This window comes from Azorhizobium caulinodans ORS 571 (genome assembly GCF_000010525.1).
Taxonomy (GTDB): Bacteria; Pseudomonadota; Alphaproteobacteria; order Rhizobiales; family Xanthobacteraceae; genus Azorhizobium; species Azorhizobium caulinodans.
Genome location: NC_009937.1, coordinates 4,386,966 through 4,400,983, shown reverse-complemented (window position 1 = coordinate 4,400,983; position 14,018 = coordinate 4,386,966). Strand labels below are relative to the sequence as shown.

Here is a 14,018-nt window from a genome sequence, read left to right as displayed (position 1 = left end):
AGAAGTCGAGGACTTCACAGATAATTATAGAAATAGAGAGTCTGGTTTCTATAAATACTGATTTCGACATATTTTCTGGTAGAATGGGAGATGACGATGCACAGTCGCTACTCGCAGAAGCGGACGAAAATAGTGAGGGTTACCAATAATAGTGCTAGATGGATCGTAAATCAATTCAGGTGTCGTCTCCGATCCAGCTTGTTCCACGAAGGTTATGTCACATCGACAGGAGTGATGTTGGTCGGCGGAAACATCTGCCTCACTAGATCAACATCCTACATCGACGTCCTTCATGTAGCGGGCGCACCTATAAAGGCGGACCGCGCCGATATGTACGCCAGCATGAGTTGCCGAGGTCATAATTCCGAGTTATACATACCACTTCGCTGGACCTGCCCAACTGAGTATATTGAGAATATCCACGCTTGCTTCAGCGATCGTAAACCTTCGCCACTATGCCGGCCCGAACTTGATTTTTCACTAGAGGTTGTCGCCAGTACGTGAATAATTAATATTATACCGCAACCTTGTATACTTATATTCTGCTTGCATCTCAATTGCGTGGCTGCCGTGTTGTATCCGCAATAGTTCGATAAATAAATAGCGTCCATATTGGTTATAGTGTGCGAAATAGTCTAATGTCACCTCTATCAATGCTCCTGGGACAGCGAAGTGAGGCCAATGGTGCATTACGAACCAATTGATGTGCGCCGACAAGAACTTCAATGCGCACAACCCGGTGGACGCTGCCCAATAGTCGACGGCAGGGAGCTATCCGTAGATTTAGAATTGTGCAGAGTCAACGGGCAGATGATAGTATTTGGCGCAGGTATCTCTTCTGGCAGATCCTCTTCCGTCTGCGTTAAAGCGAACTCTGCCACCTCGATCACGCGACTCCACATTCGAATTTTCTCACATTGTACGGGTTCTCCTGTGCTGCTGAATATTTATACGCCTAATGGAAAGGATTCGGAAACTCTGTCCGCTGGCAGCATCCTAAAGCAGGGTGATGGAACAGGTGCGCCGATGGGATTTGAGGCCATGATTGATCTGCGGCCGCTTTATTAACAATCACAATTATTCTCGCATTAGCATCACGCTGCTTATATAAAAGATGCGATATGCTCTTGTCCTATTTTGTCATGCGCTCAATAATCATGCTAATCGACATCATTATTTGATGAACGATGGTAGCGCACAATTGAACGGCACCCTCTCCTGTGCGGGTAGCGTTTGGCCAGATCGCCGATTCCCCACGGCGTATTAGCAAATAAAATGCGCAAATTTCCGAGCCTCTTGCTATATTATTAAATTATTATAAATCTTCCAAATATGATTATTGGACCGAGCAAAAAACTTCTGATTTCTCAGAACTAAATGCCAGCCCCCACAAAAGTCATCAGAATTACCGGGAATTCGTGTAGGAGTGTTTATTATGCGTTTGTCGATTAATGCAACGCTGCTCAGCCTTTTCTGCTTCACCACCCTCATAGTTACGATGCTCTGCGCCGTGGCGCTGCGAAGCGCTTACGGCGCGTATGCCTCAGCCAGACAGGCGACCGCCGTCGCCCATATCGACAGAGATATCTATGTGGCACTCGCTAATTTCCGCTTCGAGCGCGGCGAGGTCGGCATCGCCCTCGCGCTCGCCAGCGACAAGAACCAGCGCAATGTTGCCAACATCGCGAGCCGCCGCGAGAAGGTGAAGCACGCGCTCGAGGCCGCGCTCGTTGCCTTTAAGACCTATCCCTTGGCGGATGCCAAATCGGTAGTGCTTATGCGGGACATAGAAAGCCAGTTCGAGACCGTGAAGGACCTGCGCCGCCAGGTGGACGACCAGCTCGCGCTGGCGCCGGAGCGCCGCGATGGCTCGGTGGGCCAGCGGTTCGCCGCCGACGGCGGCAAGCTGCTGGACACGCTGGAGCGCCTGTCCACGGAAGTGGAGGCCGACATCCGCTCGCTCGATCCCACGCTGTCGCAGCTCATCCTCGCCCGCGCCATGGGTTGGGCCACGCGCACCTATACCGGCATCTCCACGCTGCTCATCAATGCCGCCGTCGCGCAGGACCGCCCCCTCACCGCCGAGGAGACGAAGTCGCTCTTCGCCAATGACGCCAAGGCGGATGTGGCCTGGGGCGCGGTGGTCGAGATCGCTATGGCCGACAATGCACCGCCCGCTCTGCGCAAGGCCGCCCAGACCGCGCAGGACTTCTATTTCGCGGGCACGTTCAAGACGCTGCGCGACGGCATCGTCAACCGCATCACCCGTGGCGAGAAGAGCGGCGTCTCCCTTCCGGACTGGCGCCAGCCCATCGAGATCGGTCTCGCCAACTTCGCCGATGTGGCGGGCGTCGCCGTGAACAGCCTCGCCGATATCGCCGACGCCAATGAGGACACAGCCCGCACCACGGCCCTCATCTATGCCGTCGTGCTGCTCGTTTCCCTTGCCCTCGCGGGCGCGGGCCTCGCGGTGGTCGTCGGCCGCGTGGTGCGGCCCATCTCGCGCCTCACCGCCGTGATGGAGGACGTCGCCGGCGGGCATCTGGAGGTCGAGGTACCGGGCACGGCCCGCCACGACGAGATCGGCGCCATGGCCAAGACGCTCCTCATCTTCAAGGAGAGCCTGCTGCGCAACCGGCAGATGGAGCGCGAGGCGGAGGAAAACCGTCGCGCCACGGAGGCCCAGCGCCGCGCCGCCATGCTGGACCTCGCCGCGCGCTTCGAGACGGCCGTCGGCGGCATCATCGGTCAGGTGGCCAGTTCGTCCGGCGTCCTGTTCCAGACCGCCCAGTCCATGAGCCGGGCGGCGGAGCAGACCTCCACCCGCTCCACAGCCGTGGCCGCGGCGGCGGAGGAGGCCTCCACCAACGTGATCATGGTCGCTTCTTCGGCGGAGGAGCTGGGTGCCTCGGTGGAGGAGATTTCCCGCCAGGTGATGCAGTCCTCGCAGATGTCCTCGAGCGCCGTGGCCGAGGCGGACCGGACCGGCGCGGTGATGCGCGAGCTCGCCCAGGCCGCGGCCCGCATCGGCGCGGTGGTGGAGCTCATCAACACCATCGCCTCCCAGACCAACCTTCTGGCGCTGAACGCGACCATCGAGGCCGCCCGCGCCGGAGACGCCGGCAAGGGCTTCGCCGTGGTCGCCTCCGAAGTGAAGGAACTGGCCAACCAGACCGGCAAGGCGACGGAAGAGATCGCCGCGCAGGTGAATGCCATCCAGTCCACCACGCAGGAGGCGGTGAAGGTCATCGAGAGCGTGGGCCAGCAGATCCGCAGCATGAGCGACGTGGCCACCGGCATTTCGGCCGCCGTGGAGGAACAGGGCATCGCCACGCGCGAGATCGTCCGCAATGTGGATCAGGCGGCCACCGGCACCAATTCCGTGACCGGCCATATCGCCGATGTCGCCCGCACGGCACAGGAAACGGGAGCCGCGGCCCACGAGGTGCTCAGCGCCTCCTCGGCCCTCAGCGATCAGGCCAAGCAGTTGGAAGTGGAGATGCGCCGCTTCTTGAACACTATACGTTCATCCTGAGCTTAACCTACAGACGGCCACGTGCTCGACGAGTTCGCGCGGGAGTGCTTGGCCATCCGCATTGAGCGCAAGCCGAACTCGACCGCGGTCATCGACGTGCTGACGGACCTGTTCGTACTGCGGGCGTGCCGAGCCATATCCGTTCCGACAATGGCCGGAGTTCATCGCCAAGGCGGTGCAGAACTGGATCACGGCAGTCAGGGCCAGGACGGCCTTGATCGAGCCCTGCTAGTCGTGGGAGAAGGGCTATTGCGAGAGCTTCAACTCCAAGCTCCGGGATGAACTGCTCAACGGCGAGATATTCAACAGCTTGGCCTAGGCGAGGATCGTCATCGAGGACTGGCGCCAGCACCACAACACCGAGCGGCCACCCACCGCGCTCGGCGACAAGTCTGCACCGGCCGTCATCGTGCCGCAGGTGCGCCACCTCCGCAACCGGATAGCCCCGCTCCGTGATCTGAAGGACCGGGTCCCGTAAAGTCCTCCGTGAAGTTCGCTTTGCCCATCGGGGCCTCCTTGCCTGAAAATTTACGGAAGAAGGCTTCCAGGAATCTAGGGGCGGTTCAAAGCGCTGGAAAGTGGTCTCTGCGTCAGCTGCCCTACAGTCCCAGAATGCCGGGCGCTCCCAGGCATCAATTCGTCAGGATCTGCGACCCATCCGAGCTCAGGCGGTCAGCTAGGTGTGACTTCTGATCAGGTTGTTCCGGCGAGAGCCTGAGCTGGCGTTCTGCGGTCGAGGCTACCATGTGGCCTTTGGTGATTGTACCAGGCGAGCCATCGGGGCAGGTCGGCGGCGCGGCGTTCAGAAGACGGGAACGGGATGGCATAGGCCCATTCGCGCAGCAGGGTCTGAATGAAACGCTCGGCCTTGCCATTGGTCTTCGGCGTGTAGGGTCGGGTGCGGATGTGCCGGATGCCCAGTATCCGCAGCACCTTGCGGAACAGCCTGGCGATGTAGCCGGCCCCATTGTCGGTCATCACCCGCTCGACCCGGATGCCGCGCGCCCGGAACCAGCGCAGGGCGCGAATGAGGAAGCCTGTCGTCGATCCCCGCCGCTCATCCGGTAGCACTTCCACATAGGCAAGACGGGTGGCGTCATCGATGGCCACATGCAGGAAGTCGTAGCCCATGCCTTCACTCGCCCCGCGCCGGTTGCCGGTGATGCGGTGGCCGACACCCGCGAAGCGGGCGAGCTTCTTGATGTCGAGATGGATCAGCTCGCCCGGCCGCTCGCGCTGATAGCGTCGGACCGGCTCCTGGGGCATCAGCGCGGCAAGGCTTCCGAGCCGCATCCGCGTCAGCCATCCGGCCACCGTGGAGCGGGCAAAGCCCAGCCGGACGGCGATCTCCTCGCCGCTCAACCGATACTCCCGACGCAGGCGAGCTGCCATTGCCCGCCAGAACCGGCCAGCCTCATCGTCAGCGGCGTGCGGGCGGGACGAGCGGTTCTGAAGGCCCGACGTCCCCTCGGCCCGCCAGCGGGCGAGCCACTTGCGGGCCGTCCTTTCGCTGATCCCGAAGCCGGCCGCCACTTCGGCGACTGGCCGGCCTTCCTCGACGATCCGCCGAACCATCTCGGCTCGACCAAGCGGCGTCGTTCGCGCATTCTGGTGCGGGTTGTTCATCCTCGTGTCCTGCGGTCGGTCGTGTCGCAACAACCACCTTCAGGCTCTCACGGGCGATGAACAACCTCTCCGGAAGCCACAGCTAGGCCGTTCTGCCTATCAATGACGTCATCCACCGACCGTTCAGCAAGCGCCGGAAGAGAAGGCTCCGCTCGACATGGCGCATCTATTGGTACCTGACCGCGCCGCTAAAAGTGAGAGGGCGAATGGGATCTCCGTGACGGGTTGAGGGTCGGGAGAGAGTCTTCCGGCGCCGGTCATGGAGGGTGATCCCCATGAACATGAAGGTTCTGGGTGCCGGTCGTGATGCCAGCGGCGGCTACAAGGTGGATGTCACGCGCGGCGAGCGGGTCGGCCGCGTGTCGTCGGAGTGGTTCTCCCGGCCGGATGACGAGCGCTTCCTGTCGCTCGGCGAGCTGGCCGCGATGGTGCTGGGCCGGGCTGATCACAGCCGGTCGCGCCTCGTCGAGACGTCGCGCATCCATGTGGAGGCGAGCCGTTCCAATGCCGAGCGGCTGGCGCTGGTGCTGCCCGGGGCGGATGCACCCGTCGAACCGAACCATTGGTCGTTCGGCCAGCTCGCGGCCCAGATCGGGGCGCCGGCCGCCTATCTGCGCCAGCTTCCCGCCGCGCTGGCCGGCATCAATCTGCAATATGGCCTGACCGCGCACCGCGCCGAGCAGATCAAGACGTTCGAAACCGACAATGGCCGCGTCGAGCTGCGCGCGGTGACGGGCCCGGACTATGGCCGGATCTATGATCATGAGCTGGTCGAGGCCGTGCAGCGCATTGCGGGCAACGGCACCGGCGACACGCGCTGGAAGGTGCCGGGCGTGCTCGACTGGTCGACGGGCGTCTATAATCCGTGTGTCAACATCACCAAGGATACGACGACGCTCTACGCCTCCGACCGCGACGTCTTCCTCTTCCTGGTGGACGACCTCAACCCGATCGAGGCCGGGCGGCTGCCCGACGGCTCGCCGGACCTCTATTTTCGGGGCTTCTACTGCTGGAACTCGGAGGTGGGGGCCAAGACGCTCGGCATCGCGAGTTTCTATCTGCGTGCCGTGTGCCAGAACCGCAATCTCTGGGGCGTCGAGGACTTCCAGGAGATCACCATCCGCCACTCCAAATACGCCGCCTCCCGCTTCGCGCACGAGGCAGCGCCGGCACTCACCCGCTTCGCCAATTCCTCGCCGATGCCCTTCGTCAACGGCATCAAGGCCGCACGGGAGAAGATCGTCGCGCGCACCGACGAGGACCGCAGCGACTTCCTGCGCAACCGGGGCTTCTCCAGGGTAGAGACGGCCAGGATCATCGACACGGTGCTGGCCGAGGAAGGGCGCAAGCCCGAGAGCATCTTCGACTTCGTGCAGGGCATCACCGCGTTCGCACGCGACAAGCCGCACCAGGATGCGCGGCTCGACCTCGAGGGTCGGGCCAAGAAGCTGCTCGATCGGGCCGCCTGACTTCCGGAAAGCCGGAGATGCGGACATCCGGAAATTCGTGTCTCCGGCTTTGTGTCTTTCCGTTTGTGCGGATCTGCAGTTCTGCGGCGTCGCCCTCCAGAGTGAGAGGGCGGCGCTGCGCTTCGTGACGGGTTGGAGGCCGAGAGAGAGGCTCTTGGCCGCCCGTCACGGAGGTGCCTTCCATGGCGACCACTGTTCAGAAGATCACGCTCTCGCCCTCGCGTGACATCCCCTTGAACAAGCTCTTGCTCAGCCAGTCGAACGTCCGGCGCGTCAAGGCCGGCGTCTCGATCGAGGAACTGGCCGAGGACATCGCCCGCCGCGGCCTGCTGCAGGGCCTCAGCGTTCGCCCCGTCGTCGATGGCGCCGGCGTCGAGACCGGCATGTTCGAGATCCCGGCCGGCGGGCGGCGCTATCGGGCGCTGGAACTGCTGGTGAAGCAGAAGCGCCTCGCAAGGACCGCGCCGGTGCCCTGCGTCATCCGAGAGGGCGGCATCGCCGAAGAGGATTCGCTCGCTGAGAACGTCCAGCGCGCGCCGCTGCACCCGCTCGACCAGTTCCGCGCCTTCCTCGCCCTGCGTGAGAAGGGCCAGTCCGAAGAAGAGATCGCCGCCGCCTTCTTCGTCTCGGTCAACGTGGTGAAGCAGCGCCTCAAGCTCGCCTCGGTCTCGCCGGTGCTGCTGGAGGTCTATGCCGAGGACGGCCTGACGCTCGACCAACTCATGGCCTTCACCGTCTCCGGCGACCCTGCGCGCCAGGAACAGGTCTTCGAGCGGCTGAAGACCTCCTATGACAAGCATCCCTATGCCATCCGTCGCATGCTGACCGAAGGGGCTGTCCGCGCCTGCGACAAGCGGGCCCAGTTCATCGGCCTCCAGGCCTATGTCGAGGCCGGCGGGATCATCCTGCGCGACCTGTTCCAGGGCGATGATGGCGGCTGGCTGCAGGATGTCGCGCTGGTCGACCGGCTGGTGGCCGAGAAGCTCAAGGCCGAGGCCGACGCTGTCGCCATGGAGGGGTGGAAGTGGGTCGAGATGGCCCCCGACTTCGCCTATGGCCACACCTACGGCCTGCGGCAGCTGCGCGGCGAGACCATCACGCTCACCGCCGAGGAAGAAGTCAGCCACGACGCCCTGCAGGCGGAATATCATCGCCTGTCCACTGAATACGCTGAGGCGGACGAGTTGCCGGAGGAGGTCGACGCACGGCTCGGCGAGATCGAGACGGCAATCGACGCTTTCGAGGCGCGTCCGATCACTTTCGATCCGGTGGAGATGGCGCGCGCCGGCGCCTTCGTCAGCATCGCCCATGACGGCGCGGTGCGCATTGAGCGCGGTTATGTCCGGCCCGAGGACGAACTGCCGGTGGAGCCCGAAGTCGCGGTGGAAGACGCCGGCCCGCACCACATCGTGGCGGCGGCTATGCGTACCGGCAAGGCCGTCATGGCAGACGCGCCGACGCCCGAGTCCGAGGAGGACGAAGGGCTGTCTGCGCTCTCGGACCGGCTGATGACCGAGCTGACCTCGCATCGCACGCTCGGCCTGCGCCAGGCGCTAGGCGAACGGCCCGATGTCGCCTTCCTCGCGGCCCTGCATGCCCTGACGCTGAAGAGCTTCTACCACTACGACTCGGATAGCTGCCTCGAACTCGACCTGAAGAGCGTGGCGTTCAGCGCGCAGGCGCCGGGGCTGAACGACAGCGCCTCGGCTGCGGCAATCCACGCCCGGCATGGGGGATGGGCGAAGGTCCTGCCGAAGGACTCGGCCGACCTTTGGGAGGCGCTGCAGGACTGGGAGAGCGAAAGCCGCTCCCGCCTATTCGCCCATGTGTTGAGCCTGTCGGTGAATGCTGTTCATGAGGCCTGGAACCGGCGGCCCCGTGCCCTCCACCATGCGGATCAACTCGCGCGCGCCGTCGACCTCGACATGGCTGCCGCCGGGTGGAGGCCGACCGTGGACAATTTCCTCGGCCGGGTCATCAAGGCCCGCATCCTGCAGGCGGTGAGCGAGGCGAAGGGCGCACGTGCGGCGGAACGCATCGCGCATCTGAAGAAGGGCGACATGGCCCGCGAGGCCGAAACGCTGCTGGCCGACACCGGCTGGCTGCCGGAACCGCTGCGCGGAGCCGAACCGGCGGCAGGCGAAGAAACGGCGGTGCAGGACGGCACAACGGCCATGGGCGAAGACGAAAGCCCAGGGGATACTGAGGACGCCACGGACATCCCCCCTGCCGTGGCGGCGGAGTAACGCTCAACACGATCTCGGCCCGCCGGCTCTGTCGGCGGGCCTTTGTTTTGAAAAGCTCGCCATGTCCGGGATTGCTCACGATCTGTCGCTCCGGCTTGCCGATCGAGCGGAAGCGGCCTGCCGTCACTATCTGTCCAATGGACGCCGGGAGGGTCGTTACTGGCTGGTCGGCGATATCAGAAACACGCTCGGCCGCTCGCTCTTTGTCCGCCTGCAGGCATCCGCGAAAGGGCCGGCGGGCAAATGGACCGATGCCGCCACCGGAGAACATGGCGACCTTCTCGACGTCATCCGCGGATCGCTGGGGCTCCTCGACTTCGCAGATGTTGCCAAGGAAGCGCGGACCTTTCTCAACCTGCCGCATCCCGAACCGGAGCCCTCAGCACCACGTCGCTTTGTCAAACCGGCTCCATCAGGGTCGGTCGAAGCGGCACGCCGGCTATTCGCCATGTCGCAGCCCATCGCCGGGACCATTGCAGAAACGTATCTGCGCCAACGCGGCATTACGCTTTTGCACGGAACCGGAAACCTGCGCTTTCATCCACGCTGCTACTATAAGCCTGACGACGGCCCGACCAAGACCTGGCCCGCCATGATCGCCGCCGTCACCGATCTCACAGGCAGGATCACCGGGGTACACCGCACCTGGCTATCACCCGACGGTTCGGACAAGGCTCCGGTCGACACGCCGCGCAAGGCGATGGGTAATCTGCTTGGGTCTACCGTTCGCATCGGCGTGCCCGACAGCGTGATGGCAGTTGGCGAAGGCATCGAGACGATGCTGTCGCTCCGGCAGGTTCTGCCGAGCATGGCGATGGCGCCCGCGCTCTCGGCCGCGCATCTGGCCGCCATCCTATTCCCACTGAGGCTGCGGCGGCTCTACATCGTCCGCGACAAGGATCCGGCAGGCGACGCCGCGCGGGACACGCTGCTCGAGCGGGCGAACTCCGAGGGTATCGAGGCCATCCCATTGTCGCCAGCGCTCGGGGACTTCAACGACGATCTGCAGCGGCTCGGTATCGATGCCCTGCGGACGGGTGTTCGGGTGCAACTCGCCCCGGAGGACGTCGTACGTTTTATGAGCCTGACCCCATGGCCGAAACGGGCTGAACCGCGATGCGTGGCCGCCATGCCTTCAAGGATGCGTCAGTAACGGCAAGAGGACTGCGCCTTGCGCCTTCGAGAGGGCGATCGGCCGTCAGCCGGGCCGGATCAGCAATGGCTGCCGCCGACGATTTTCCGGCGCGGCCTTCGGGCCGCTTTCCACCGCGAAGCAAAATCGCCTGCTTCTCGCCATCCTCCGCTGCCGCTTCGGCCCTCTGCGCCTTTCCGGCATGGTCTTGTCCCGAAACCGGTTCCCACTTTCGGGGACCATGCCCGCGCTCCGGGTGCAGGTCCGTCCCGCCTGACGGCTTCGTCGCCATGAAGGCCGCCACGGCAAGCGGTCCAAACCGACGGAGCATCCCATGAGCGCGCATGACGACCACGAGCCGCACCACGTCTCATCCCCGACCGACCACCTGATCCAGGAATTGCAGCTCCACGGCCATCGTCCTTCCGAAGACGAGCGCGACCAGCGCCCGCCACCGGAGGAGCGCCTCATCGAAGGCGCCATCGCCGATATCTTCGACGCCCTGGTCGCCACGATCACCGACACCGGCCTCGATGCCGAGCTTCCAGATCTCCTCTGGTCGACCGTCAATATGTTCCACCGCGCCGTGGACCGGATCGAGCAGAAGCTTGACGACAATGAGCAGGCCCAGAAGCAGCTTCAGCGCGAACAGGACGGCTCGGAGGTGAAGTCACTCGAGCTCGAGCGCCTGATCGACATCGGCATGAACCTGATTGGCCGGCGCGACGGCATGGAAACCTTCCGCGAGGCCGCCGCCGACCGCTACCATATCGCCGCCGGCTCTCCCTGGACGCCACGGGCCGGATCACGGGTCAACCATCGCCATCTCACCGCATCGCTGATCGACAGCCGGGATTTTCTCGCCGCCAGGAGGCGCGCAGATACTGAGGTGCTCGTGCCCGCCGGGCCAAAGATCGCCTTCTCGGGCGGCGACACCGCCGATCACAGGCAGATCTGGGCCAAGCTCGATCAGATCCACGCCAAGCACCCGGACATGGTGCTCCTGCATGGCGGCTCCCCAAAGGGTGCCGAAAAGATCGCGTCCCTCTGGGCCGACAGCCGCAAGGTGCCGCAGGTGGCCTTCAGGCCCGACTGGACGAAGCACGCCAAGGCCGCGCCCTTCAAGCGCAACGACCAGATGCTGAACGTCGTGCCGATCGGGGTCGTGATCTTCCCCGGCACCGGCATTCAGGACAATCTCGCGGACAAGGCCCGCAAGATGGGCATTCCGGTCTATCGCCTCAGTTCCGGCGGCGCATAAGCGCCGCCACACCCGCCATCTTGAATGTGATGGCAAATTCTCTATTTTGCTATCAATGCTATCAGATGTACTGGGAGGCGCCATCATGCCCGCAGTGACCATCCGCAACCTCTCCGAGGCGACGCACCGTGCCCTCAAGGTGCGCGCGGCCCAGCATGGCCGCAGCACCGAAGCCGAGATGCGCGACATCCTGGAGACAGCCGTTCGCCCTGACACGCGTCTTCGGCTCGGCACGGTGCTCGCGGAGCGCAGCCGTCGCCTCGGGCTGACGAATGAGGACATCGACGCCCTCAGCCCGGCGCGTGACAGGACACCTGCCGAGCCCATGAGCTTCGAATGATCCTTCTCGACACCAATGTCATATCGGAGGCGATGAAGCCCGCGCCCGAAGACAACGTGCGGGCATGGCTCGACGAGCAGGCGGCCGAGACGCTCTATCTCTCCAGCGTCACCATCGCCGAACTGTTGTACGGCATCGGTGCGCTACCCGCGGGCAAGCGCAAGGACAGGCTCACCGAAGCCCTGGACGGGGTGATGGAGCTGTTCGCCGACCGCGTTCTGCCGTTCGATGTCGCTGCCGCACGACGCTATGCCGACCTCGCCGTGCAAGCGCGCACGGCCGGGAAGGGCTTTCCGACGCCCGACGGCTATATCGCCGCAATCGCAGCCTCCCGGGGCTTCACTGTGGCCACGCGCGATACCAGCGCGTTCGACGCCGCCGGTGTGGTGGTCATCAATCCGTGGAACGTGGACCGCTGACGACCTGCCACGGTCAGCACGTGTGGAACCCGGCAACGCTGGGGAAGCGACCTGCGCAGTAACCCGCCATCAAGGTCTCCTGACCGGACGATCACCCCCGCTTCACGACGCTGATCCTTGGGTCCAGCCGATGGCCTGACGCCATCAACCCATGAAGGGTCGGACTACGCTACGCGTGCCGCCGCTCCGGCTGCGCCTCACGTGGTGATTGCGGCCACCGGCCGGCCCTTTCGGGCGCCTGTCAGCGGGGGATGGACCTCCGCTCGCGCAGGAGCCAGGTCGATGTCCGCCCAGATCGCTCACGCCTTCGCCTTCAGCCTCGCAACCACCCTGATGGCCACCGTCGTTATCTTCCGCGCCGGCGACGGCACGCTCTCCGTTACCCCGGCTGCCGAATATGACGGCGAAGAAGCCGCCATCGTCAGCGAAATAGACCCCTTCCCCTCGTGAGCAGGCGAACAGGCGGCTGTGAATGGTGGCCGGTCGCCTCCACACCGAGACTGCTCCAACTCTGCCCATCGTGCCGGTGTGACTGAGGTGGTGGAGGCGCATCGATCTGATTTTATGGAGCCGCCCCCATGATCTTCATCGGCATTCTCCTCAGCATGGCGACGATCGCATTCCTCTGCTGGCTGCTCTTCACGCTGGCGGTATTCGCGTTGCCGCTGTTTGCGGGCATCACGGCGGGCACATGGGCCTATGGCACCGGCGCCGGATGGCCCGGCGCTATCCTTGTCGGCTTTGCTGCCGCAGCCCTGACCTTCGCCCTCGGCCAGTTCCTCTTCGCGATCGTCCGCCCGATCTGGGCGCGTCTGCTCATCACTGCCCTGTTCGTCGTCCCGGCCGTGGCGGCAGGCTTTCACGCCACCCATGGCATCCTGAAACACACCATGCCCTCCCGGCCGTGGCAGATGGTGTTTTCGATCCTCGGAGCCGGCGTGGTCGGCGTCGTCGCCTTCGTGCGCATCACCGGAAGGAAGGCGTTCCGCCCTTCTGACGGGCACAGCTCCCCTCCCTGACGCCGCGATAGCCGTTCAGCGCACCAGACAACGAACGGCATACCGTCCGCGTCACCTGGCTGGGCCGGGAGGGAGCGGAGAACCGGCGCGCCGGCTTTGCCCTCTGATGCGGCAAGATTGGTGCGCGTGGAGGACGGCGGCCGCGTCGCAGCCGAAAGACCTCTTGGGGCAGAGCATTCGCGACGTTGGAGGGACGGGGAATGCGCAGCTTGGCCAGCCTCAGGGCATCGTCCGCTCATATTGGCCGGTCGGGTCTGTGTAACCGGCGCGAGGGCTACGGCCTCTCCGTCATCCATCCGTCCGTGCCCGCTCCTAACGGCCTCTTCAATGGCCTGATCTGGCCGAAGGACGGCTGCGCCTCGAGCGCCTATGCCACAACGGCTAGGCCCGACTTTCTTCCCCTGCCGACGCCCACCCCGCGCGCTGCGCGGGGACCCCGGATCGCCGTCATTCCTCGCGAAACAACAAAGTCGCGCCTGCGCCGTCCTCCACTGTGCTGCGGTCGCAATCCTCACCCCATCGCGAACGCGACGGGGACCCCGAGGCGATGTGGCGTCGCTCGCCTCCGGCCTGCAGATCGCCATCGAGGCCGCAATCGTGCGGGCTCAGAAGACAGGACGGAGACGGAACATGGCCACCATTGGCACCTTCAAGAAGACCGGAACCAACGAGTTCACCGGCGACATCGTGACCCTCGGCGTGCAGGCCCGGGGCGTGCGCATCATCCCCGACACCCGCGCCACCGGCGAGAACGCCCCCAGCCACCGGGTCCTGGTCGGCCGCGCCGAGATCGGCGCCGCCTGGTCCAAGCGCTCCACCGAGGGCCGCGACTATCTGGGCCTCAAGCTCGACGATCCGAGCTTCACCGCCGCCATCTACGCCAACCTCTTCGATGACGAGGACGGCGAGAACTTCTCCCTCATCTGGTCCCGCCCCAACGGGCGCCGCAGCGACTGAAGCGCGGACCGCGT

11 protein-coding genes and 1 pseudogene are annotated in these 14,018 nt (G+C 64.2%); 11 read left to right on the top strand and 1 reads right to left on the bottom strand.

Annotated elements, in window-relative coordinates; translation table 11 throughout:
• The first annotated feature begins 1,435 nt into the window (after nucleotides 1–1,435).
• Nucleotides 1,436–3,535: a methyl-accepting chemotaxis protein gene (locus tag AZC_RS25795; RefSeq protein ID WP_012172367.1), complete on the top strand. Its 2,100-nt coding sequence runs from the start codon at nucleotides 1,436–1,438 to the stop codon at nucleotides 3,533–3,535.
• An 18-nt stretch (nucleotides 3,536–3,553) separates the two neighbouring features.
• Nucleotides 3,554–4,013, top strand: a pseudogene (locus AZC_RS26435) (integrase core domain-containing protein); the annotation flags it as partial.
• A 215-nt stretch (nucleotides 4,014–4,228) separates the two neighbouring features.
• Here the strand turns inward: AZC_RS26435 and AZC_RS19760 are convergent.
• On the bottom strand, nucleotides 4,229–5,161 hold the full coding sequence (locus tag AZC_RS19760; RefSeq protein ID WP_012172324.1) for an IS481 family transposase: 933 nt from the start codon (nucleotides 5,159–5,161) through the stop codon (nucleotides 4,229–4,231).
• Nucleotides 5,162–5,436: 275 nt separating this feature from the next.
• Between AZC_RS19760 and AZC_RS19755 the strand changes: the two genes are divergently transcribed.
• The 9 genes from AZC_RS19755 to AZC_RS19720 all read left to right on the top strand — a co-directional run bounded on the left by AZC_RS19755 (nucleotide 5,437) and on the right by AZC_RS19720 (nucleotide 14,004).
• Nucleotides 5,437–6,630, top strand: coding sequence for a hypothetical protein (locus AZC_RS19755; protein ID WP_012172365.1), 1,194 nt, complete (start codon nucleotides 5,437–5,439; stop codon nucleotides 6,628–6,630).
• A 182-nt stretch (nucleotides 6,631–6,812) separates the two neighbouring features.
• Entirely contained in the window at nucleotides 6,813–8,876 is a 2,064-nt protein-coding gene (locus AZC_RS19750) for a ParB/RepB/Spo0J family partition protein (RefSeq protein ID WP_012172364.1), read from the top strand.
• Nucleotides 8,877–8,937: 61 nt separating this feature from the next.
• Entirely contained in the window at nucleotides 8,938–10,029 is a 1,092-nt protein-coding gene (locus AZC_RS19745) for a DUF7146 domain-containing protein (protein WP_012172363.1), read from the top strand.
• A 313-nt stretch (nucleotides 10,030–10,342) separates the two neighbouring features.
• Nucleotides 10,343–11,269, top strand: coding sequence for a DUF2493 domain-containing protein (locus AZC_RS19740; protein WP_012172362.1), 927 nt, complete (start codon nucleotides 10,343–10,345; stop codon nucleotides 11,267–11,269).
• Nucleotides 11,270–11,354: 85 nt separating this feature from the next.
• A complete protein-coding gene (locus AZC_RS19735; protein WP_012172361.1) occupies nucleotides 11,355–11,609 on the top strand; it encodes a FitA-like ribbon-helix-helix domain-containing protein in 255 nt (84 codons plus the stop codon).
• Complete coding sequence (locus tag AZC_RS19730; protein ID WP_012172360.1) at nucleotides 11,606–12,028, top strand: type II toxin-antitoxin system VapC family toxin; 423 nt, start codon at nucleotides 11,606–11,608, stop codon at nucleotides 12,026–12,028. Before AZC_RS19735 ends, AZC_RS19730 begins: the two co-directional genes overlap by 4 nt.
• Before the next feature lie 282 nt (nucleotides 12,029–12,310).
• On the top strand, nucleotides 12,311–12,478 hold the full coding sequence (locus AZC_RS25870) for a hypothetical protein (RefSeq protein ID WP_173362978.1): 168 nt from the start codon (nucleotides 12,311–12,313) through the stop codon (nucleotides 12,476–12,478).
• Nucleotides 12,479–12,606: 128 nt separating this feature from the next.
• Nucleotides 12,607–13,047, top strand: a complete 441-nt coding sequence (locus AZC_RS19725) for a hypothetical protein (RefSeq protein WP_012172358.1) — start codon at nucleotides 12,607–12,609, stop codon at nucleotides 13,045–13,047.
• Nucleotides 13,048–13,677: 630 nt separating this feature from the next.
• Nucleotides 13,678–14,004: a DUF736 domain-containing protein gene (locus AZC_RS19720; protein ID WP_012172357.1), complete on the top strand. Its 327-nt coding sequence runs from the start codon at nucleotides 13,678–13,680 to the stop codon at nucleotides 14,002–14,004.
• The last annotated feature ends 14 nt before the right edge of the window (nucleotides 14,005–14,018 follow it).

Bases quoted from the DNA above. Each gene is read 5' to 3' on its own strand.
- AZC_RS25795 (WP_012172367.1), top strand. From the start codon at position 1,436: ATGCGTTTGTCGATTAATGCAACGCTGCTCAGCCTTTTCTGCTTCACC.
- AZC_RS19760 (WP_012172324.1), bottom strand. From the start codon at position 5,161: ATGAACAACCCGCACCAGAATGCGCGAACGACGCCGCTTGGTCGAGCC.
- AZC_RS19755 (WP_012172365.1), top strand. From the start codon at position 5,437: ATGAACATGAAGGTTCTGGGTGCCGGTCGTGATGCCAGCGGCGGCTAC.
- AZC_RS19750 (WP_012172364.1), top strand. From the start codon at position 6,813: ATGGCGACCACTGTTCAGAAGATCACGCTCTCGCCCTCGCGTGACATC.
- AZC_RS19745 (WP_012172363.1), top strand. From the start codon at position 8,938: ATGTCCGGGATTGCTCACGATCTGTCGCTCCGGCTTGCCGATCGAGCG.
- AZC_RS19740 (WP_012172362.1), top strand. From the start codon at position 10,343: ATGAGCGCGCATGACGACCACGAGCCGCACCACGTCTCATCCCCGACC.
- AZC_RS19735 (WP_012172361.1), top strand. From the start codon at position 11,355: ATGCCCGCAGTGACCATCCGCAACCTCTCCGAGGCGACGCACCGTGCC.
- AZC_RS19730 (WP_012172360.1), top strand. From the start codon at position 11,606: ATGATCCTTCTCGACACCAATGTCATATCGGAGGCGATGAAGCCCGCG.
- AZC_RS25870 (WP_173362978.1), top strand. From the start codon at position 12,311: ATGTCCGCCCAGATCGCTCACGCCTTCGCCTTCAGCCTCGCAACCACC.
- AZC_RS19725 (WP_012172358.1), top strand. From the start codon at position 12,607: ATGATCTTCATCGGCATTCTCCTCAGCATGGCGACGATCGCATTCCTC.
- AZC_RS19720 (WP_012172357.1), top strand. From the start codon at position 13,678: ATGGCCACCATTGGCACCTTCAAGAAGACCGGAACCAACGAGTTCACC.